Here is an 18,919-nt window from a genome sequence, read left to right on the forward strand (position 1 = left end):
CTTTCACTCGAGACGGTGGCAAGGCCCCGGTTCACACGCCGACCGCAGCGGCCAGGACGGTCAGCACCAGGCCGGCGGCGCCGGACGCCATGGCCCAGCGCAGGACGACGTACTTGGTGTGGACAATCTTGGCCAGGTCGACGGCCTCCGCGCTGGCTGCGACCAGCTCGTCGACCTCATGGAGCTTGGTCGACAGGTCCGTTGCTGTCAGGTGGCGGACCGAGCCGAAGTTCATGGACACCGCGGGGCGCGGTGCCGGCGTGCCGGGCCGCGGCATCCGTGGCAGGACAACCCAGATCGCTGCGAGTACGCCGGCCAGCAGGACCACCGTTGCCGACCAGCGCAGCACTGCATCGCTCGCGGCCGCTCCGCTGCCGCTGATCCACGCGAGCAGCGCCGCCTCGATGGTCACGACGAATCCTGCCTTGGCATCGGCCTTCGTGATCTCTGTGCTGCTCGATCCCGCGAGCCGCCACGCACGCGAGGTAGCCACCGCGTGCTGCTGAGCCCACTGGGCTCGCTCCTGATAGGTCGCCACTGCGGCGGAGCGAGCGGCCGCACAGGCCCGGTCGTCGCAAGCCTTCTTCTCCACGCGGTCGTCGAAGCTGCGGACCGCCTCGAAAGCCTCAGCATGGGTGCTGAAGTGCTGCACTTTCCAGGGGGTGTCGTACGGGTAGGTCTGCCAGTATTCGCCGTCGTTGAGGAGGGTAGCGATCGCGGCCGCGGTGAACGCATCCGGTTCGGTCGGCAGAAGGTCCGGCTGGGGTGAGATGGTCAATGCGGTCCTCTCAGTCGGTAGTGGACTCATGCCCGTTCACAGGCAGAGCGGCGTGGTTCATGTCAGGCGCCGGAGTGCGAGGTTGTAGAGACGGTCGTACTCGGCTTTGCCGATCCGGGTGACCAGGTCGTGAAGCGGCCCGCAGACGGCCAGGGCATGTCTGCCGGCAGCGATCGAATCCAGTGCGACCAGCTCGGGTGCGTCGACGTAGACGCAAGGGCCGTTCTGGATCGCAAAGGGAACGCCTCGGCGGTAGCAGAGCCAGGCGTAGGCGATCGCTGCGCTCCGGTCCAGGTCGGTCATCTCGTCCCAGCTGGGCAGGGCGGTCATGGTGCGGGTCTGGGGCGTTGTGAGCGCATGCGGAAGCTCCTCAGGGCGGGTGGTCGATCTCGGACCGGCGACATTCGCGAACAGCACGACCGGTCCAGCCGGCATGGGGTGCCGGTGCGCGTCGGGTGGGCAGCCGGGTGGTGGTCGCGGTTGCGGTCGCGCCCATCACCCGGCTGCGCTCGGTCAGGGCGCGGTCAGTTCCTTGCGCCGGAAGCACAGCGAGCAGGTGGGGTCGGGGTTGCACCGGGTGGAGTTGCAGCGAAGGCAAAGTGGTGCTTCGAGCGCCAGGGCCAGCCACTCGGCCTCCCACCGTGCCCGCACGTGATCCGCGAGGCCGTTCTCCGCGTTGGTCAGCGCCTGAGCATGGGCGAGGAGATCGACGCGGCCCGGATGGTCTGCCAGTGTCTGCCAGTCCCACAGGGCCGGGAGGGTGTCGGGGTCATGCTCGACGGCGAGGATGACGTACGTCGTGAGGCTCACCGTCAGCTCCTCTCGATGGTGCGGACGGTGAACGACAGGCCGACCCACCGTCCCGTCACGGTCTCACCGATGTGCACGACCTCGCCCGGCTTCGGCATCGGGATCGTGCCCTCGGGGGCGTGGACCGGGCTCAGGAGTCCGAGTTCGCGGCCTGTCACGGGATCGCGATAGACGCGGGTGTCGCTCGCGTCCTGACCGACTTCGGATACGGCAGTGGTGCTCTGAACTGCAATAGACATAGGGGAAACTCCCTCGTGGTGGGGTGGCTAGCCCCGGTGGTTGGTACTCCCTAAAGCTATCGCTGAGCACCGACGAAAACCCTGCTTCGCAGGTCGCCTGTTCACCTCCGAAGCACCCCGCATGGGGTCTTCGGAGGTGAACATTTGTCCCGTGTGGGTCGGGGCGGATGGGGTCGCGGGCAACAGATGGGCATATCGCCTGCCGTAGGTGGTTTCGTGCCGGCGTGGCGACCTAGTCGTTGCGGTCATGGCGTATCGGCCTTCGCGCCGACGATCACCCAGGCGACGACCGCTGTCATCTGGATCGGCAGGACGATCTGGAGCCAGCGCGGCAGATCGCCGTACTCCTGTGGTGCCCCGAGCAGGATCCAGATCGCGGTCAGGCCGGCGGTGATCATTGCTTGGATGATCGCGACGGTTCGCCAGGCCTGCTCGGTCAGGGTGAATCGTCCAGCACAGCGCTGACGAAACCGTCGCAGCCTGCTGGTGGGTGCTGGCGGGGTGGCAGTGTCTGGGGTCGATGTCTCCATACCTGGAGAAGGCCGGATTCCGAGGCGATCTGTGACAACAGATTTTCCGACCGCCTGCGGGCATCGTTTGGGGCCATGCGGCCGAGGCCGGCCAGCGTGAACCCCAAAGTGACCATGTCTGCCTCCTGAAGTTGCTCCAGGGTCTTGATCTCCACCTGCACAGCTTCGCGACCCTTGCCCGCCTGTGCCATCCCGGATCTGCAGACCCGCTGCGGGCGCTAGGCGGCGTGTGTGGAGAAAGTTCGCGATCAGGTGTCACAGACCGGCGAGTTTTCCGGCCTTCTCCATTCAGAAGGACTCTGGAGGAGGGACGAGCACGATGGTGGATGTTCTGACAGCGGGCTGGATGGGCGCCCGAGGGCCCCTTCCCCCCGATCTATCCGAGACCGGGCCGTGTGCCCGCTGCGGGGAGCCAGGACGATTGACCCGCAAGACGGCGGTGGTCTCGAAGAACTTCACCGCGTTCGACCGCTGGTCGCAGGCGACCGGCCGCGGTCTGTGTCCGGCCTGCACCTGGGGCTACCGCACTGAGGGCTTGCGGCAACATCCACACCTGATCGCGCACGCGCCGGCGAAGCTGCGCTGCCTCACGGTCCTGGAACTCGGTCAGGTTCTGACCCGGCCGCTCGATCGGCAATCGGCGCTCATAGTGCCGCTGCGCCGCGGCCGCAAGCATCTCGTCCCCGACGCGTCGTGGGGCCAGGTGACGGTCGACGGGGCATCGCTGCCGTGGACGCGTGCCGACGTCGGGCGGCTGGAGGTCATGCGCGAGCTGCGGAGCCTCGGGTTCGGCTCGCGAAGCTTCGCCGAGCCCGCACCCCCGATCGCTGTGCTGCGCCGACTTCCCAGTAAGGCGTGGCCCGATGTGATTATCAAGTGGGCCGAGCTGCAGCCGTGGCGGGAGCGCGATCTGTGGCTGAAGCTGGGTCTTGCGGCCACTGACGACACCGTGGCAGCCGCGGCATGAAGACTGCTCAGAAGTCGCCGACCGACCAGTGGCTGGCCGCCGCCGATCTGCCTGCTCTCGATGGCCCCAGCGATATCGCCGATCGGCTGTTGCTGCTCGTCCACTACGGCATCGACTGGCAGCAGGGCTGGCTGTCGGGCGCCCGGTACCGCACGACGTACTGGGACCCGATCCTGCCCGACCGCGTCATCTGCGCGACGTTTTGCGCCGACTCGCTGCGGCGCTGGTACGCCGAGGTCGCCGCCGAGCTGGTCTCGGCGCCAAGAAACGCCGATGAACGCGCGGAGCTGGAGCGGCTCATCCGCACCACCGACCGCGACCACGACGTGCTGCAGCTGCTGCGGACCGACACCCCGGGCTTCATCCTGCGTACCCGCATCACCGCCGACGCGGTCCGCGCCGCCCGGTCAAAGGAGGCCTGAGATGGCAACGACCCTGATGTGGACGGGCAGCGTGTCGGCGGTGTCCTCGATCTCGCACGGAGGCGAGACCCGAGGAACGACGACCATGTTGCGCCGCGAGCAGATCATTCAGCCCGACGGGCAGCCGAAACTGGTGCCGATCATCTCCGGCAACGCGTTCCGAGGCCGGCTTCGTCGCCTCGGCGAGGAGCTCATCCGTGACGCGCTGGGCTACGCCGGCGAGATCTCCCTGCCCGCCTTCCATGCACTGCGCTCCGGTGGCGCGCTCGCCAGCACCGGCCGCGAGCCGCTGTCCGGGCAGCGCCTGGCCGACCTGCGCCGGCTCGTGCCGCAGATCGGCGTCTTCGGGTGCGCCGGCGGCGGCCGCATCATCGACGGCTGCCTCCAGGTCGGCAAGGTCGTCCCGATCCTGCAGGAAACCGCGCACATCGTCCCGGCCAATCTCCTTCCCGCCGACCGCGCGACGATTCCTGCCTTCAACTCGACCCAGATCGAGACCGCGGTCCGGCTCGACGACGCCGAGCGGCACGGAGCGATCGATGTCGTCGCCGAGACCATCCCGGTCGGGCGTTCCGGACTACCGGAGCTCGGCGATCTGTCCGCGCCGGGGCACAGCACGACGATCCTCATGCAGTACCGCAACGAGACCTTCCCTGCAGGCACCAGGTTCGCGACCTGGTTGCGCCTCGAGCGGGCGACACCGGTCGAGGTGTCGTTCTTCGCTGAGATCCTGCAGCGCTTCCAGGCCGACGGCAGGCTCGGCGGCCGAGCAGCCACCGGGCACGGCCAGGTCGCCATGGATCTGACCCGGGCGGTGATCTGCGGCGCCGACGAACAGACCGACTGGCGCGACCACATCAACCAGAGCCGGCACGACGCTCTGCTCGCCCTCAAGGACCTCACATGATCAGCGACGTCACCGCCCTCGGCACACCAGCTGTCCCGTTGCGGATCCGTGCCCACCTCGCGTCCTCGAGCGCGTCGGCCGCACCCTGGGGAATCGCGCTCGACGGGCTCCTGGCCAGCGAGCTCTGGCACGACCGCAAGGCCCTGCTCGTCACACAGAACCTGCCGATCCCCTACCCGTCCGACACCGAGACCCCCGAGGACCTCGCGCTCCCCCTGGCCCGCTGCCCGGGCGCCGGCGGCGACAGCTGGCACTGGGCCTCGACCTGCGCCTTCCCCGAGGGCGACAGTGAGGTGGACGTCCACTACTGGACCAGCCGCCTTGACCACCGGGCCGCGGAACAGACCGTCGCAGCTCTGCCCAAGACAGTGTCGGACCGGCAAGGCCGCTACCAAGCTCGCCGCATGCCGGTGATCACCTCGCCCGCACCGTGCCTGGTGTGGTGGGCCGTTGGCGATCCGGACCGCATCCGCGCCGTCCTGTCACCGATCGTGGCCATCGGCAAGAAGCGCAGCCAGGGTGAGGGCCACGTCCTGCGTTGGGAGATCGACGAACTCACCGGGGTCGATCCCTGGGCGGCTGCGCATCTGCACCCCAACGGCACCCTGGGGCGGCCCACCCCACCCACCTGCCTCGAGGGCCACACAATCGCCGGTGACGGCGGCCCCGGCACCGCGGGTCTTCGACCGCCCTACATGCATCCCGCCCGCCAGCACGACCTGCGGCTGCCTGCCCTCCTGGAGAACTGACGTGACCGCGACCATGCCTGGCCTCGATCCGCACCTGTTGCGGGCCCGCCTTCGCCCGCCTGCAGGCTCGGACACGTTGCCGGCGCGCATCCGCGACCACCTGGACCGCCACGACGGGTACGTCGCGTTCAGCGGCGGCAAGGACTCTCTTGTTGTGCTCCACCTGGCCTTGCAGGTCGAGCCAAACATCGCGGTCGTCTTCTTCGACAGTGGCCTGGAATTCCCCGAGACTCACCACTACCTCGAGCAGCTGCGCGACCAGTTCAATCTGCAGCTGCACGTCGTGCCGGCCAGACCGAGCCTGCTCGACATCCTCCAGGCCTCGGGCGGCTGGGACCACCGCGCACCCGACCAGGCGGTGCCGAACCTCCACCACAGCTTGATCCTTGCCCCCGCTGCCGAAGCACACGCCGAGCTCGGACCCGGTGAGCTATGGGGCGTCCGGGCCGAGGAGTCCCGCGGCCGGGCCGCGATGTATGCCACCGCGCTGCGTCGCGAGATCGGAGCGCAGGGCTTCCCGGCCGGCCCGCCGCACAATCAGCTGCGCGCCCGGTTCGGCGGCATCGTGCGCCGCAACGACGGCACGACCGCGTTCGGGCCAATCTGGAACTGGAAGACCCAAGACGTCTGGGCCTACATCGCGCGTCACCAGCTCCCCGTCAATCCCGTGTACGAGCGGCTGCGCGCGATCGGAGCTCCGGAGTCGGCGCTGCGGCTGTCGCATGCTCTCGACGGCAACCACCTCGAGCGGGGCCGGGTGACGTGGCTTCGCCGCGGGTGGCCGAACCTGTACGAGCAGCTGCGGACGGTCCTGCCGCGGATTGCGGAGTTCGTATGACGGCCGCGGCGCGTCACCCCCGGATGATGGGCACCGGCGATACCATCGGCCCGTATGCTGGCCGTGATCGAATCTCGATCCCCAGGGCCCGCCGCCAGTGGTTGGTTACAGGCGGCCTCGCGTGGCTCGATCCTTGGCCCCAGCAGGGGTGGCCCCTCTCCTGGACCAAGGATCACGGGGACGATCATGAGTAAGCGCTACCTGCCCCGGCCGGACGAAACTGTCCTGGATCCCGACCGTGGGCCGTCGACGTCGTCGCGCAAGCATGCCAAGCTCATCCCGGTCAAGGAACACAAGGACCGCTCCAAGACCCGTGCCGGCGCCCGCGAGCTCGACGAGGCCGTGGAAGCCGCTCCTGGCCTCACCCGGCAGCGCCGCGACCGTGAACGGGCGATGCCACGCGATCTGACCTCGGATCCGCCGCACCCGGTGATGGACCGCCGGCTGCCCGAACCGGACGCCATCCGGACACCGCTGAGCTCGCGTCAACGCAAGGCCAGGTCGGTGACCAAACGCGCCACCCAGGACCGCCTCGCGCAGACCGAGTACGCCGCGGTTGCACACGCCATCACCGACCAAGACCACTGGACCCGCGTCAACAACGCCTTGTCCGATGCGATGGGTGACGCGCAGGAGCTGGATGACGACACCCGAACCGAAGTGCAACGGCTCGACCGCGCCATCCAGAAGTACGAGCGCCAAGGCAATCGCGGCCATGTCGTCTACGCCAACGTGGAGATGCCTCAGGCAATCAACTACACCAGCGTCGCGACCTTCGTCAGCAGCCGCCTCAGCCCCGGGGAAGAAGTCGCCCTGGACCGCTACACCGGCTCAGCACACACTCTGCACGAGATCGAACCCGACAACGATCGCGCCGGCCGCGTCGTCGCATTCGAGATCCAGACCCGTCGCGGCATGTACCTCGGCCGGTCCGACGGCGTCGACGACACCACCCACCTCCTCCCCCGCGGCCTCCAGCTCCGGGTCGTCGGCTCACACCACGCCCGCTACAAGCGCCCCGACGGCACCATCGGCACCCGGTACGTCGTACAGCTCACCGACACCGACCCCACCAACTGACGAAAGGAGGTGACTCGCATGACCTACACCGACGCTCAAGGCCGCCCCGAGCTCATCGCCGGCGACTTCCTGAAGAAGAGCTCCGGATCAGCCACCACGACCAAGGATCGCAGCGACGACACGCAAAAGGACTCCCCGGCCAAGAACGAGCGCAAGCCCGAGGCCGACCGCTAGACTGGCAGCACTGAGAACATGCAGGTTGTCCCGGAGGTGCCCAACACACGTTGGCACCTCCGAGTCATTTCTGGCGACGCCCCGACTCCAGACCCTTCTCGAGGTGCTCGAGCGAGTTGTACCGCCATCCCGCCTCCTGCGACCAGCGCCGGGTGCAGCGACCGGATCACTCGTCGGCTGACTGATCGTCTGCCCCGGCCGTTCGCAGCAGTTCACTGCACAGGTCGTCGAAAGCGTCTGCGTATCCGGCGGGGAGTCGTGTCCCCTCCTCGCGCAGCGCCGCCACGACGTTGACTGGCGTGACGTCCTTGGAACGGCGCCAGGTGCCGATCCACGGTGCGTCGATCACGTCCTGGCGGAGGTGTTCCAGAAGGTCAGTGGCGGCGGGCTCTGGAAGCGACGCCAGGAGCGAGACGAACCAGGGCGCGTACGAGTCGGTGAGTCCGATAGCGCCGCCGGCGGTCAGGAGCATCCCCTCCAGGAGTCCGAGACGGTAGTCGATCGGGTAGTCGTCGCGACCGCCTTCGACCGCCGGCTCCACGCCGACCTCGGTCGCATTCCCGAATCCGCCGGCTGACTGCTGGCCGAACACGACGCCGATTCGGCGCTGCACTTCAACGGGCTGCTGGGCGAGCGCTGCCGCGTCGAACTTCTTCTTGAGCGCGGTCCTTGATGTGCCTGTCTGGACTGCGGCGATCAGATCGTTCGGGTAGTCGGCGAGCAGGTGTCCCAGTCGCCTCAACGCCCATCTGCACCACACGAGAGCCGACTCCAGGCACAGTGTGGCCATCTCTTCGACGACGTCGGGGATCCGCGCCCGGCCGTGGCCTGTACCGTAGGCGTTTCGGATCGGCGCAAGGCTGGTAGCCAGGGTCTGGGCCGCCTGGGCCATGGCGCGAAGGTCCTGGTCTTGGGACAGGTCGCTGCCTGGCTGGCGTTTGAGGCTTTTCTGCGCCTCTTTCACCAGCGGTTTGAAGTCGATGGAATCGGCAACGGTCGCTCCTGTCGCGGCGGCCGCGACCTTGGCCACGGTCTCGACCAGTTCCTTCGACTTGCCCACCACCTCGGGGAGGTCCTCGAACTGCCAGGCCCGCTGCAGACGGTCGCGCGCCAGTTCGATCGCGTCCCAGGCGGGGTCGTCGATGTGGTCCGGTCGAGACAGCTGGAAGAGATCCACGTCGCCGACCCTAACCTCACCCCCATCTGGCTGCCGCTGGGATTTGGGCAGATCTCGACCCGAGCCTCGGGCAAAGGGTAAGGCCCTGCCGCAGGGTGGTCATCTGCGGCAGGGCCCCGGCACTGGGGGCTACTGCGGGAGGGTGACGGTGAAGGTCAGCGGCTTGAAAGCGAAGGTGCCGTTCTTCGGGAACACCTCGCCGGTGCCGAGGAAGGACAGGGTGCCCTTGAAGCCCATGCCGTTCTTGTTGGCGCTGAACGACCCGGTCGGGGCGTAGTTCACCCGCACAGAGCGAGTCGATTCCGGGATCTCGAGGCTGACGGTGCGCTCAGTCAGGTAGGAGTCCTGCAGGCACGGCAGATCCTTGTCACTGTAGGGGACCTTGGCGCCCTTGTCGTCGGTGAAGGTGATGCTCTTGGCGACGTTGACGACGGGCTCGTTGTAGCGCCAGTCGTCCTGGCCGGCCTTGTCGTAGTCGAAGTTTTCGCCACCCACGCGGCTATCTCGAGGGCCTGCGCGGACATGCCCTCACGCGGAGCGGCTGGGAGGCTGGCGCGTCCAGGCGGCTCGCCGTCGCAACCCCTGTCACATTTCGTGAATCGGTGGGCTTGATCGATGACAGGTACGGCGAGATGCCGGATGTGTTCGCATGTCGGTCACTTGCGGCCGGATCTGTCACAGTCGCAGGTGATTTGGGGCCTTCTCGTACTACCAGGGTCACTCCCGAACGAGAGGACACAGAATGCGGGTCGAGGTAGCTGAGGACAGTCCCGAGCCACCCGCGCTCGTGATCGCCAGAAGGTGGGTCGACCCCGCAGGGGCCGAGCCCATCCGGGCCACGATCAGGCAGCTCGCCGAGGCGATGGGCATCGACACCAGCGTGGTGCGGGAGGGACTGCGAGAGCTCGTCGCGGACGGCATCGTCGTTGTGCAGCGCCGCGCGTGCTGCGCTCCTCAGAGCGACCTGTGCGATCCCGCAATCCTTCTGGACAACGAGCACTTCGAGCTCACCCCAGGCTGGGCCTACCGCCGCGAGATCCGGACGCCCCGAGCTGTTCCTTCCATCGCGCCGACGGGTTGATGTCGTAGAACTTCGACAAACAACATTCGCGGGCGCGACGCCCTTCGCTGTCGCGCCGCGCTGTGGCCACCACGCTGCCGGCCGCCATACTTGATTCCCCTACCGCGTCTCCCACCGCCAGCACCTCGGCCCTGCGACAACCCGGCCCCTCGAGAGACGCAACCGCAGGGCAGGCGATCCAGAAGGTACGTCTGCACGCACCGACCTCATCCACACTCCGGAGCTGTGATGGCAAACGCTTGGCAGGTCACGACCACCACGGTCTCGCACGAGGACGCTGTGATACTGGCGAGCTCGGCTGTGCGGGAAGGACTCGCGGCCAGCGCCCAAATCCTCGGGCCGGCCACCACGATGATCTGGCTCGATGGTGAGTACGCCGAGATGCAGGAGTGGCAGCTGACCTTCATGACGCTCGACAGCCGCTTCGACGACCTCCACGACCATCTGCTCGATAAGCAGACCCGCGATCATGCTCAGGTCACGGCCGTGCCGATCGTCGCGATCGCGAGGGACTACGAGACCTGGCTCCACCGCAATCTCGATCTCAGCTCACATGGCGAGTGACACCGGATCGGTAGCCGATCCGGGCCGGAACGGCCTGGTCCGCCGGCTCATCGCCTCGACAGACCAAGTCGCTCGTGTGTCTGGCCGACGGCCCGATCGCGAATTTCTTCGGTGGATCAGCCGCGGGCGCCTGGGCCACCCCGCGGGCTGGCCGCAGGTGCCGCGGTTGGCGAGCCCGTGGCAGGACACGATCTCCGGTGAACGCCCCGGGTGGCGGCAGCGTGCGGCCAACGACGCGGATGACCTGGACGGCGACTTCGCGTTCGCCGTCGACTACCGGATCTGCCGCCGGTGCGCGGGGGGATGGGTCGAGAATCCGTACACCCGCGAGGATCTTCAGCGTGGCGGTCTCGCCGCCGCCGGCCTCGCCGCGTTGCGCGCCGAACATCCTGGGCTGACCTGGCACACCCTGGGTGGCCACTTCTCCGATTCTCAGCAGTTTTGGGCCGCGGCAGGAGCTGGTGTCCCCGGCGGCTACCAGCAGCGGAAGCTGTGCGGGCATCTCAGCCCAAGTTGAGCCGGCCGTCGTCGGCTGCCTGCTGGGCGTGTCGAGTTCGGGACGCCCGGGCGAACTCTGAACCCGTACAGCTCAGCGGTCAGTTGTATGAGCTGTACGGGTCATGTGCGGCGGACGGAGGTCCTTCTCCCGATGTGATTCACGCTCTTTGACAGGGGCTCGTCCCGGCTTGACCCGCCGTGCAGGCTGCGATGATCAATGCACGACCGGTGACTCAGAGTAGGCAGGTCGATGACTCGCGATCCACGCGGCAAGGCAGGAGCAGACGGTGATTCGGCCGCAGCTCCGGAACCGATCGATGACGCAAGCTCGCGGGGAGCTCGCAGAGCAGCAGGCGACCGTGGCGCGACTCCCTTAGTCGATCCGTGGCGGCATCGTCTCGCCGGAAGATCTCGGCCTGGCCGAGGCGCTACTCCTGCTCACCCTGACGTCGGGTGCCGATAACGCTGGCGTGATCGGTCCCACCCGCAACTGGAAGACCCCGCCCGCGAGGTTCCGTTTCGACCACCGGACGCACTCGGCGTGGGAAATGCTGTACCAGAAAGAGATCCTGCGGCCGCACAGATCCAGCCCGACAACCGCGTTCTCCTGGTCGGATACGGGCCAGCCGACCCCGCTCTGGCAGCTCACCCATTGGTACGTCGCCCGGGGCATGCCCGCTACGACCGCCGCTGAAAGCTGCGTGGCGACCCGCACGGCCCTCGAGGAAGCCTTCATGTCACCAATGGCCGGCTGGATGGATCGACGAGGCCGACGACCTCGCGCACACTCTGATCTGCGCGGAGGGTCTGGACTACTTCGCCTACAGCCTTCGCGCCAAGGGACTACCCGACCCCGCACCGCGCCGCGGCCGGCAGACCGCGGTAGATGCGATCAGCGACTGTCTCGCCGCGCCCGAGGGACGTCGACTTCTCAACAGGCATCAGGGTTCCTTCCGGCAGAGCGGTGGCCGAGGTGTCGCCTTGGGCGACCCCCATTGTCACGTGGCGCCGATGGCCATGGACCGGTGAGTTCTACTGCCATGCAGCAAGGTGCGGATCCCACACGAGGCCGTCGACGTCTCCCCGGAGGGGTTGCTCGGCGAATCGGAGCACGTCGACCAGGACCTCAGCGAACTGCTCGGGCAGGTGGTTCGAGGTGTTGCGCCGGCGCCATGCTGCCCATCTGGTCTGGGCGATCGCGGCGTATCCGTCCAGGACTTCTTCCAAGGGAGCCAGGGTCGCCTTGCGGCCGCGGGCGACTTCCTGGATGGCTCGTTGCAGGTCGGAGCCGTTGATCGGGTGGCGTCTGGACAGGGTGTAGATGTCGCCGAAGTCGCGCCAGCGGGTGTTCGCGGTGCCTCGCTGGACGGCGGTGACGATCTTCTCCGCGTGGACCATGTGGATCGGGTAGCCGGCGATCCGGATCGGGTCGCCGCCTCGGAGGCGGGGTACCTCGACGGGGCGAGGTTCGGGCCAGATCGGGTCGCCGACGTTGACGTCGACGTGGAAGGGCAGGCGGGCGCTGGCCAGCCGGGCGTCGACGTGTACGCGCACGCCGGAGTACTGGTCTTCGTCGCGGATCACGTCAGTGGTGGCTGTGTCGGGGAAGAACTCGATGCCGTCGTCGGCGTGTGCGACGCCGAGCACGGCCTGGACGAGCTCGAGGACTGCTTCGGTGGAGTTGGGCAGGTTGCGGCCGGCGAGGTCGACGTCTTTGGTGGCTCGGCGGGTGTCGAAGGCGGCGAGCAGGACGCCGCCTTTGAGGACGAAGTTGTCGCGGACCGGGCTGGCGGCCAGGCGTGCGAGGAAGCCTTCGAGTACGTAGAGCTGGAGGAGTTCCTGGGTGGTGCGGCCGGTTCGCTGTGCTTGGTTCTTGAGATCGAGGTAGGCGTCGCCGGCTGGTGTTCCTCGCGAGATGCGGTTCAAAGGAGGATCTCCAGCGTTCGGCGTAGCGGTGTCAGAGTGCGGGGGAACGTCTTGGCCAGCCGTAGGAGTTCCGATGGCTGTCCTCCCCCGCGCAGCCAGCGTTTGAGTGCTTCGTTGGCCAGGTCGGGGCCGTCGAGGTGGCGTAGCCGGAAGGCGTCGATGATGCTGCGTTGGGCCGAGTAGATGCCGATGGTCCGGCTGGCGCCGATGTCGAGGGGGCTTCGGCCGATGGCGAAGGTGGCTGGATCGAAGCTTCGCCATCTGACTGGCGCGGTGGTTTCGGGTGTCCAGGCGCCGCGCGGGATCGCGATGTCGATCTCGGCCGGGATGTCGTCGATCAGGTCATGACGGGCCAGCGCGGACCGCAGGCACAGAGTTGCCTGTGGTGATTTGGCCGCGATCTCGATGAGGTCTTCGTCGCCCAGCCAGTCGTTCTTGCGATAGAGCCCGCGAGACAGCGCGGTGATCTGGCCGTGAGCGATGAGGTTGCGCAGCTGGCGTTCGCTGATCCGTTGGATGGCCTCGGAGTAGCGGAAGGTCTCAGGTAGCTCGTCGAGTAGCAGTTCGTCGTTCGTTGGCACCACACACCTCCTCCGGCGGTAATCCTCTACATCAACATGCCTACTGTAGAGGTTTACCTACCTGATGGGCCGAGTCTCGCGACGGGCGATTCACGATCTTTGACAGGGGTACGGCCGCCGGCAGTACCAGCGGCCCGCTCAGATGTCGCTGGGTAGAGCATCTCGAGCCCGGTCATCAGATTCGTCAGCTCGTTCACATCGGCGGACCGGTCCCCCAACTGGGGAAGGAATCTCATCGCGCTCGCGATCTGCGTCGCGTCCTTCTCGTCGGCCTGGTCGTGGATACGCCAAGCGAGGCCGTCCTGGGCCGGGTCCATGGCTGTCATCTGTTCCAGCAGCGCGGCGGACTCCTGGTACTTGCTGGCGCGCATGGCCTTCACAAGAGTGTTGCGGTACCGCGAGGCCAGCTCGTCGAACTCGCGAGCAGTTTCGGCTGTTTCGATACGAACCTCGGCCAAGGGCCGGACGACGTTGGCTTCGTCCTTGTTGTCGGGGGTGATGACTTTCTCTGCCGCGTCGATCACGACGCACCGGTCGGTCGCGGGGTCCGCGATCGCCTCAATCATCTCGGGAGTGGCGACGCCCGTGAAGACGCGCTGGCCTCTCCGCATGGCGTAGTACCGGCGGCAAACGGTGACGCGCATGCGATCGATCCTCCGTAGGTAATCCTCTACATCAACATACCTAGTGTAGAGGATTACCTACGCGTTCGGGCAACTCTCACGGTTAGGCAGTTCACGATTTTTGATCGGGGTTCCTCACTCAAGGCCCAGCCGTCGACGAGCTTCAGCGTGCGGAACGGTGACCGCTTGCCCTGCCGCTTTGAGCGCGTCCCACCCCGGGCGGTCACCTATCCGGCTCACGGCCATTCTGGGCTACGGCAGGATCCGGGGTCCCCGGTGGCTACAGGCCGCGAGAGATGTGCTCCCATCTCAGTGCAGGCTGAGGGCGTGATGTCGTCGCGCCCGGCTGCTTCGATCGTGTATTGCTCGGCGAGACGCCGCAGGAGGCCGGCCAGGCGTGGCCAGCGGTCGGCGACAACGGTCGCCTGCGTTCCTTGTGCCCGTCCTCATCCCATCCGCGCCCGACCACTCCTCTGCGGCTCATCAGCTCCCGCAGTACGCCGTCCTCGACGTCAATCAACGCCTCGCCGCAATCAAGGAGGTCGAGCAGGCAGGCCTCGACCGCGTACGGGCGATCGCGGCGGCTGCTCCGTTCAACGCTCACCTGATCGGGAAGACCCTGGCCGAGACGACTACCGAAAGCCGCTTCAGATATCGCGTCGGCCGGTTGAGTCCCATTCGGTGAAGGTCCCGCCCTTCGCGTCGATGCGCACCGTTCCGCCGCTTCTCACCAGGGCTTCCTGGTCCAGCCGGACCGGGCGTCCCGCGGCGGCGGCCTCGACGACGGCCTGCGTTGCGAGGGCGACCAGATCGGGGGCTTCTTCGTGGACGCGGTGGCCCGCAGTGTGCGGAACGACCAGGTGGCCGGCCCACCGCTTCGCGAGGTCTAGCTGGTGGCGATGCCAGTGCTGATCAGCCTCGAGAAGGGTCAGCGGCAGGTACGGCGCTGGGTCATCGACGCGAAGCCAGCGCCAGATCGCACTGCCGATCACGACGGTCTCGACGGGGTTGTCCGGGCCGGGATTGAAGCCTTCCAGGGTGGCCGGCATGGAGATTCGCCAGCCCTCGCCGTCGCGGCCGTCGACCAGGATCGGCCTTGGCGAGTCGATGCGTGTGTCGAACGCGGGATCGCTGGTATCGATGAGGACCATGCCTGCCACCTGCTCTGTCCGGCAACGTGCCAGGGAGTCGGCGATCAGGCCGCCGATGGAGTGTCCGACGAGGACCCACGGGCCAGGCACGCCCACCGTGTCGAGCAGCATCAGCAGCTGCTCCGCGCCCCACTGCACCGGCCGGGCCTCATCGTCACCACCGGCAGGAACGGGACCGGAGTGTCCACACCCGGCCCGGTCGTAGGTGAAGGTCGAAGTGCGGGCAGGCAGCCGGTCGATCACCGGGGCCCACACGGCGCCTGGCTCCCCCAGTCCAGAGATGAACACCACGCACGTGCCATCACCAGGCATATGTCGATACGCGAGCTCCACGTCGGCGATCACGCAGCTCCGCTGCTCGCTCAAACCCCACCCCAATCACTCGACCGGCCGTCCCACCTGAGCGTACGCAGCACCGGAGGGCGTCGGCTCGCGACAACGCTACGAGGTCGCCTCCAAGGAGCGCGTTTCCGCACAAGTTCGCGGGGCCATGCCGCCGTTGCCGGCTGACGTTGATGGACTTCGCGCACCTCTCTCCAGGATCCGATCGGACCCGCGGGCTTCCAGGCCTGCTGGTTCTCAGGTGGGTCAGTCGAGACCGAGTCGTCGGCGAGCTTCCTCGTGGGGCACTGTGACAGCCTCGCCAGATGCTTTGAGGGCGTCCCACTCACGCATCGCGGCGGCGTCCTCCGCATCTTCAGCGGAGTCGTCAGTGTCGGCTTCGGCCTCGATCTGGTTCATCAGAGCGTTGGCCTCTTCTTGCGGGACCCACACGGGCCCACGGGCTCGGATCTGTTCGATGATGGCCAGGTCGTCTTCGTCCTCGCTGCTCATGACGTCCAGGATGCCGGGTCCGCCATGTCCCGCCTGCGCAGCCACTCCCGAAGGCCGTGCCCATTCCCCACTCGTCGGACCGCCGTGCAGGATCGCGTTCTCGCCGGTCGAGCAACCGGGCCTCTCCCCACTTCGTAGAGGGTGGTCACGTCGCATCGTGCGTGGTCGCCTCGATGGATGGCGGTTCGGCTTGTTCGGCGATGTAGTGAATCAGGTCGTCGTAGGTCTCGTAGACGCCAAGCCTTTCTGTCTCCGCAGCGAGGTAGCGGAGCGTGGCCGCCACGTGGTTGCGGACGAGCTGCCCATTGATGCAGGGCCGGGCAGCGGGGTCGGGGAACATCAGGACGTAGTTCGTGGCTGCGTCGGTCACCTGCTGGACTTCCTCATCGGTCACCATGTGGCTGATGGTGCTGGTGCGGCCCCAGGTGTGGCGGGCCAGAATGCGACGAGCCCTGTCCAAAATGCGAACCCGCCTACAGCTGTGTTGCGAGCGCGGCCGAGTATCGGTCGCCCCTCGACATGCGCGCGAGCGCGGCCCGGTGAATGCGGCAGGGTGAATCACGATCCATGACAGGGGTCACCTCGCGACCTGTCGTTGTCAAACGAATGGGTTCAGGCCGGACAGTGCGATGCGTTGCTGTGCCTTGTGCCGGGCGGCGTGTGTGAGGGGGTAGTAGATAGCCAAGGGCCATGCTGGCGGGTGGTTGAGCCCCACGGACAGCCCCGATATGGACGCACTTTCCCAGGGCGGTGTTGCAGTGCCTGCACACGAGCCCTCTGACCAGTCCGCTGAGGTGGTCGTGGTCAATGATCTGTCCCGGCCGGAGATCGCAGGCATGACAGCCCGCCAGCTTGGTTGGCAATCCGCTAACTAACCTGACAATCGACAGCTCCCGGCGCAGCCGCGCTGAGCGCCCGATGCTCGGGACTGCTGCACCCGCCGCACCAAACGGCTGCGCGTCTCCCCTGGGGCGGGAGGTTCTCCGATAGCCGAGATCCGCGGCGGCCGGTCGCTCTGCGTCAGTTGCTCGTGGTTCGTCGTAGCTCGGCCGTGCTGTCGCGTTCGGCTGCGTCGACCTCGTAGTTTGGCCGCGGCCGAGGCAGCAGCGACTCAACTCGCCCAACCACGCCTCCTCGTCCACGCCACGGCGGAATTCGGTTGGAAACCAGCTCGCCGCGCCCACATCATGGGTGGGCGCTTCACCGCCGTCCACCCATCGGCGGCAGCTCTCGAATGAACAGATTGGCCCGTGGTCATGAGCAGCACCCCTCCCCGGCCCGACGGACGGGTCGAGTCGCCGCAACTGTCGGACCTGCGTGACGTCACCCGCGCGCTCCGCTTTCACCTGGACACACTCCCGGTCGAATACAAGCTGGCTGCTCCCCCGCACCAATTCCTTGCGGGTCTGGCGTTCATGCTCGCGCGGCAGCGCTTCGCGTGCGCCGACTCGATGCTCGGTGCCGGCTTCGGCGGCTCGGTGGTCGGCACACTCGCCCGGAGCTTGTTCGCCGAAGGCCTGCGCTGGCTGTGGATCGGCGAGGACCGGAATCGCTGCCGACGGATCCTCGGCGACCTCATCGAGGAGCGGAACCGGATCTGCCTCACCTTCGAGCAGACCGACGTCAGCAGCGACAGTCTGACGCGGTGGCTGATGCCGATCCCGGACGTCGCCGACCTGGCCGGCCACTCACACACCTGGGCCGACGTCGAGGCGCTGCCCACGGAGGCAGAGCTCCTGAACGACTTCCTCACGCACCAGCTCGGTACCGCTGGCCACGATCGCGTCCGCGCGCTCCTCGACATGGAAGGGCTGCAGGGCGCCGTCAAGATCCTGGAGCACGCCGGGCACGGCAACTATCTGGGCTTGATGAGCAGCCTCACCCTCGACGGGGCGATCGCGCACGACCTCCGAGCCGATCACGAGGCTTTGTTCATGCAGGTGGCCGCCGCCGGTGTCGCAATCACCCTGGTCGGGTCCGCGGCCGCCGTACCGGAGCTATGGCCGGCCGAGGTGGACCGGGAAGCGTTCACTGACAAGGCAGTGGCGCTGGCCGAGAGGGTATGTGACACCGCCGCGAAGATTCACGGATTGCGCCGGGTCCGGAAGACCGAGGCACAGGTCAGCAAGCGGCCCCGCAACACCCGGGCCCCGCGGGGTCTCTTGCGGCCGATGGCCGCGGTGATCCCGCAAGAGGAGCTGCTGCCCGACGTCAACACGGTCGACCAGGTCGCCGCCGCGGCCGAGGCCTACTGGGAGGTCGCGAGAAACTTCATGGTGAACCCGTGGAAAGACGGCCGCACCTCGCTGAACATCACCCTGATGTACGCCGGCGGCTGGTCACTTCTTGAGACCGTCATGGTCAACTACACGCAGCCGGGAGCGGCCCCGACCGCGGTAAGCGCAGCCCGGATGCTCCTCGAGGAGGCTGCACGGGCCACCTGGCGGTACTCGGTAGCACCTGACAAGGCTGAGGCCAGGTTCGTCCAGTATTTCGACGAGTACCGCGCGATGCGCCGGAACACGATCAACACCCTGACCGGCAGTGGGATTTCCAGGAAGACTGCCGAGCAGATCTTCGCCATGCCCGGCAACGTGCAGTTGACGAAGCCGCTGGACCAGGTGACCAAGGGCAGGGAGCCACTGCCCACGATCACCAGCATGCTTCGGGACCTTGGCAGGCCGTATCCCGAGCCTGGGTGGCTCGAGCTCGCCTACACGCTGTTGAGCCAGATGACTCACAGCACGCCGGTCGCCTACCTGCACACCTTGCGCGCCGGGGATCCGTGGACCAACCACATGAGCCCCGAGATGCTGGCCCTCGCGCTGGACGTAGCGTGCCTGGGCAGCGCGCGGTTGATCGGGTTGGGCGCCTGGCTACTGAGCGACCTGAGCGAGGATGCCAACGATTACCGCAAACGGCTCGCCAGAGCGGCCGCTGAGGTACACAACGCTGCGCGGAGCGTGCACTTCCTCGACTGACTCTGCAAT

The 18,919-nt window shown here is 67.3% G+C and carries 27 protein-coding genes; 11 read left to right on the top strand and 16 right to left on the bottom strand.

Annotation, left to right across the window (positions count from 1 at the left end):
* Positions 1–31 precede the first annotated feature (31 nt).
* The 6 genes from AB0F43_RS31460 to AB0F43_RS31485 form a co-directional block, all read right to left on the bottom strand.
* The gene (locus AB0F43_RS31460; protein ID WP_360485033.1) at positions 32–778 is read right to left on the bottom strand and encodes a Pycsar system effector family protein; all 747 of its coding nucleotides are present in this window, start codon (positions 776–778) and stop codon (positions 32–34) included.
* Between the two features lie 57 nt (positions 779–835).
* Positions 836–1,108, bottom strand: a complete 273-nt coding sequence (locus AB0F43_RS31465; RefSeq protein WP_360485036.1) for a hypothetical protein — start codon at positions 1,106–1,108, stop codon at positions 836–838.
* A 183-nt stretch (positions 1,109–1,291) separates the two neighbouring features.
* Positions 1,292–1,588, bottom strand: a complete 297-nt coding sequence (locus tag AB0F43_RS31470; protein WP_360485039.1) for a hypothetical protein — start codon at positions 1,586–1,588, stop codon at positions 1,292–1,294.
* A gap of 2 nt (positions 1,589–1,590) precedes the next feature.
* Positions 1,591–1,827, bottom strand: a complete 237-nt coding sequence (locus AB0F43_RS31475) for a hypothetical protein (protein WP_360485042.1) — start codon at positions 1,825–1,827, stop codon at positions 1,591–1,593.
* Positions 1,828–2,072: 245 nt separating this feature from the next.
* A complete protein-coding gene (locus tag AB0F43_RS31480; protein WP_360485045.1) occupies positions 2,073–2,225 on the bottom strand; it encodes a hypothetical protein in 153 nt (50 codons plus the stop codon).
* 38 nt (positions 2,226–2,263) lie between these two features.
* Positions 2,264–2,512, bottom strand: coding sequence for a hypothetical protein (locus AB0F43_RS31485; protein ID WP_360485048.1), 249 nt, complete (start codon positions 2,510–2,512; stop codon positions 2,264–2,266).
* A gap of 266 nt (positions 2,513–2,778) precedes the next feature.
* Between AB0F43_RS31485 and AB0F43_RS31490 the strand changes: the two genes are divergently transcribed.
* From AB0F43_RS31490 to AB0F43_RS31520, 7 genes are all read left to right on the top strand, one after another.
* Positions 2,779–3,324 carry a hypothetical protein gene (locus tag AB0F43_RS31490; protein WP_360485051.1) on the top strand — a complete coding sequence of 182 codons (546 nt, stop codon included), beginning with the start codon at positions 2,779–2,781 and terminating at the stop codon, positions 3,322–3,324.
* The gene (locus AB0F43_RS31495) at positions 3,321–3,746 is read left to right on the top strand and encodes a hypothetical protein (RefSeq protein WP_360485053.1); all 426 of its coding nucleotides are present in this window, start codon (positions 3,321–3,323) and stop codon (positions 3,744–3,746) included. The genes AB0F43_RS31490 and AB0F43_RS31495 overlap by 4 nt, the downstream gene beginning before the upstream one ends.
* 1 nt (position 3,747) lies before the next feature.
* Positions 3,748–4,653: an RAMP superfamily CRISPR-associated protein gene (locus AB0F43_RS31500; protein ID WP_360485056.1), complete on the top strand. Its 906-nt coding sequence runs from the start codon at positions 3,748–3,750 to the stop codon at positions 4,651–4,653.
* A complete protein-coding gene (locus tag AB0F43_RS31505) occupies positions 4,650–5,402 on the top strand; it encodes a hypothetical protein (RefSeq protein WP_360485058.1) in 753 nt (250 codons plus the stop codon). The genes AB0F43_RS31500 and AB0F43_RS31505 overlap by 4 nt, the downstream gene beginning before the upstream one ends.
* A gap of 1 nt (position 5,403) precedes the next feature.
* Positions 5,404–6,240 carry a phosphoadenosine phosphosulfate reductase family protein gene (locus AB0F43_RS31510; RefSeq protein WP_360485061.1) on the top strand — a complete coding sequence of 279 codons (837 nt, stop codon included), beginning with the start codon at positions 5,404–5,406 and terminating at the stop codon, positions 6,238–6,240.
* Positions 6,241–6,426: 186 nt separating this feature from the next.
* Positions 6,427–7,320 carry a hypothetical protein gene (locus tag AB0F43_RS31515; RefSeq protein ID WP_360485064.1) on the top strand — a complete coding sequence of 298 codons (894 nt, stop codon included), beginning with the start codon at positions 6,427–6,429 and terminating at the stop codon, positions 7,318–7,320.
* Between the two features lie 18 nt (positions 7,321–7,338).
* A complete protein-coding gene (locus AB0F43_RS31520) occupies positions 7,339–7,494 on the top strand; it encodes a hypothetical protein (protein WP_360485067.1) in 156 nt (51 codons plus the stop codon).
* 166 nt (positions 7,495–7,660) lie between these two features.
* Here AB0F43_RS31520 and AB0F43_RS31525 read toward each other — a convergent pair whose 3' ends face one another.
* Both AB0F43_RS31525 and AB0F43_RS31530 read right to left on the bottom strand, forming a co-directional pair.
* Positions 7,661–8,554 (bottom strand): abortive infection family protein, encoded by an 894-nt coding sequence (locus AB0F43_RS31525; RefSeq protein WP_360485070.1) that lies wholly within the window; start codon positions 8,552–8,554, stop codon positions 7,661–7,663.
* A 246-nt stretch (positions 8,555–8,800) separates the two neighbouring features.
* Complete coding sequence (locus AB0F43_RS31530) at positions 8,801–9,166, bottom strand: hypothetical protein (protein ID WP_360485073.1); 366 nt, start codon at positions 9,164–9,166, stop codon at positions 8,801–8,803.
* 247 nt (positions 9,167–9,413) lie between these two features.
* Here AB0F43_RS31530 and AB0F43_RS31535 point away from each other — a divergent pair, with 247 nt between their 5' ends.
* The 3 genes from AB0F43_RS31535 (at position 9,414) to AB0F43_RS31545 (ending at position 10,833) form a co-directional block, all read left to right on the top strand.
* Positions 9,414–9,752, top strand: a complete 339-nt coding sequence (locus AB0F43_RS31535) for a GntR family transcriptional regulator (protein WP_360485076.1) — start codon at positions 9,414–9,416, stop codon at positions 9,750–9,752.
* 228 nt (positions 9,753–9,980) lie between these two features.
* Positions 9,981–10,316, top strand: a complete 336-nt coding sequence (gene cutA / locus AB0F43_RS31540) for a divalent cation tolerance protein CutA (protein WP_360485079.1) — start codon at positions 9,981–9,983, stop codon at positions 10,314–10,316.
* A gap of 166 nt (positions 10,317–10,482) precedes the next feature.
* A complete protein-coding gene (locus AB0F43_RS31545; protein ID WP_360485082.1) occupies positions 10,483–10,833 on the top strand; it encodes a hypothetical protein in 351 nt (116 codons plus the stop codon).
* A gap of 1,013 nt (positions 10,834–11,846) precedes the next feature.
* Here the strand turns inward: AB0F43_RS31545 and AB0F43_RS31550 are convergent.
* From AB0F43_RS31550 to AB0F43_RS31585, 8 genes are all read right to left on the bottom strand, one after another.
* Positions 11,847–12,740: a nucleotidyl transferase AbiEii/AbiGii toxin family protein gene (locus AB0F43_RS31550; protein WP_360485085.1), complete on the bottom strand. Its 894-nt coding sequence runs from the start codon at positions 12,738–12,740 to the stop codon at positions 11,847–11,849.
* Positions 12,737–13,321, bottom strand: a complete 585-nt coding sequence (locus AB0F43_RS31555) for a type IV toxin-antitoxin system AbiEi family antitoxin domain-containing protein (protein WP_360485088.1) — start codon at positions 13,319–13,321, stop codon at positions 12,737–12,739. The genes AB0F43_RS31550 and AB0F43_RS31555 overlap by 4 nt, the downstream gene beginning before the upstream one ends.
* A gap of 53 nt (positions 13,322–13,374) precedes the next feature.
* Positions 13,375–13,965: a hypothetical protein gene (locus AB0F43_RS31560; RefSeq protein WP_360485091.1), complete on the bottom strand. Its 591-nt coding sequence runs from the start codon at positions 13,963–13,965 to the stop codon at positions 13,375–13,377.
* Between the two features lie 259 nt (positions 13,966–14,224).
* Entirely contained in the window at positions 14,225–14,548 is a 324-nt protein-coding gene (locus AB0F43_RS31565; RefSeq protein WP_360485094.1) for a hypothetical protein, read from the bottom strand.
* A 43-nt stretch (positions 14,549–14,591) separates the two neighbouring features.
* The gene (locus tag AB0F43_RS31570) at positions 14,592–15,440 is read right to left on the bottom strand and encodes an alpha/beta fold hydrolase (protein WP_360485097.1); all 849 of its coding nucleotides are present in this window, start codon (positions 15,438–15,440) and stop codon (positions 14,592–14,594) included.
* Between the two features lie 243 nt (positions 15,441–15,683).
* Complete coding sequence (locus AB0F43_RS31575) at positions 15,684–15,929, bottom strand: hypothetical protein (protein WP_360485100.1); 246 nt, start codon at positions 15,927–15,929, stop codon at positions 15,684–15,686.
* A gap of 145 nt (positions 15,930–16,074) precedes the next feature.
* Positions 16,075–16,326 carry a hypothetical protein gene (locus tag AB0F43_RS31580; RefSeq protein ID WP_360485103.1) on the bottom strand — a complete coding sequence of 84 codons (252 nt, stop codon included), beginning with the start codon at positions 16,324–16,326 and terminating at the stop codon, positions 16,075–16,077.
* Positions 16,327–16,402: 76 nt separating this feature from the next.
* Positions 16,403–17,275 carry an endonuclease domain-containing protein gene (locus AB0F43_RS31585; RefSeq protein ID WP_360485106.1) on the bottom strand — a complete coding sequence of 291 codons (873 nt, stop codon included), beginning with the start codon at positions 17,273–17,275 and terminating at the stop codon, positions 16,403–16,405.
* On the opposite strand from AB0F43_RS31585, the gene AB0F43_RS31590 reads away from it, so the two are divergent.
* The gene (locus AB0F43_RS31590; protein WP_360485425.1) at positions 17,186–18,910 is read left to right on the top strand and encodes a hypothetical protein; all 1,725 of its coding nucleotides are present in this window, start codon (positions 17,186–17,188) and stop codon (positions 18,908–18,910) included. The two genes, AB0F43_RS31585 and AB0F43_RS31590, sit on opposite strands and share 90 nt — an antisense overlap.
* Positions 18,911–18,919 lie beyond the last annotated feature (9 nt).

This window comes from Kribbella sp. NPDC023972 (assembly GCF_040639075.1).
GTDB lineage: Bacteria > Actinomycetota > Actinomycetes > Propionibacteriales > Kribbellaceae > Kribbella.

What these genes read in the sequence shown, in the direction of transcription:
- AB0F43_RS31465 (WP_360485036.1), bottom strand. Translation starts at nt 1,108, where the DNA reads ATGACCGCCCTGCCCAGCTGGGACGAGATGACCGACCTGGACCGGAGC.
- AB0F43_RS31475 (WP_360485042.1), bottom strand. Translation starts at nt 1,827, where the DNA reads ATGTCTATTGCAGTTCAGAGCACCACTGCCGTATCCGAAGTCGGTCAG.
- AB0F43_RS31480 (WP_360485045.1), bottom strand. Translation starts at nt 2,225, where the DNA reads ATGATCACCGCCGGCCTGACCGCGATCTGGATCCTGCTCGGGGCACCA.
- AB0F43_RS31495 (WP_360485053.1), top strand. Translation starts at nt 3,321, where the DNA reads ATGAAGACTGCTCAGAAGTCGCCGACCGACCAGTGGCTGGCCGCCGCC.
- AB0F43_RS31500 (WP_360485056.1), top strand. Translation starts at nt 3,748, where the DNA reads ATGGCAACGACCCTGATGTGGACGGGCAGCGTGTCGGCGGTGTCCTCG.
- AB0F43_RS31505 (WP_360485058.1), top strand. Translation starts at nt 4,650, where the DNA reads ATGATCAGCGACGTCACCGCCCTCGGCACACCAGCTGTCCCGTTGCGG.
- AB0F43_RS31515 (WP_360485064.1), top strand. Translation starts at nt 6,427, where the DNA reads ATGAGTAAGCGCTACCTGCCCCGGCCGGACGAAACTGTCCTGGATCCC.
- AB0F43_RS31520 (WP_360485067.1), top strand. Translation starts at nt 7,339, where the DNA reads ATGACCTACACCGACGCTCAAGGCCGCCCCGAGCTCATCGCCGGCGAC.
- AB0F43_RS31535 (WP_360485076.1), top strand. Translation starts at nt 9,414, where the DNA reads ATGCGGGTCGAGGTAGCTGAGGACAGTCCCGAGCCACCCGCGCTCGTG.
- cutA (WP_360485079.1), top strand. Translation starts at nt 9,981, where the DNA reads ATGGCAAACGCTTGGCAGGTCACGACCACCACGGTCTCGCACGAGGAC.
- AB0F43_RS31560 (WP_360485091.1), bottom strand. Translation starts at nt 13,965, where the DNA reads ATGCGCGTCACCGTTTGCCGCCGGTACTACGCCATGCGGAGAGGCCAG.
- AB0F43_RS31575 (WP_360485100.1), bottom strand. Translation starts at nt 15,929, where the DNA reads ATGAGCAGCGAGGACGAAGACGACCTGGCCATCATCGAACAGATCCGA.
- AB0F43_RS31580 (WP_360485103.1), bottom strand. Translation starts at nt 16,326, where the DNA reads ATGGTGACCGATGAGGAAGTCCAGCAGGTGACCGACGCAGCCACGAAC.
- AB0F43_RS31590 (WP_360485425.1), top strand. Translation starts at nt 17,186, where the DNA reads ATGAGCAGCACCCCTCCCCGGCCCGACGGACGGGTCGAGTCGCCGCAA.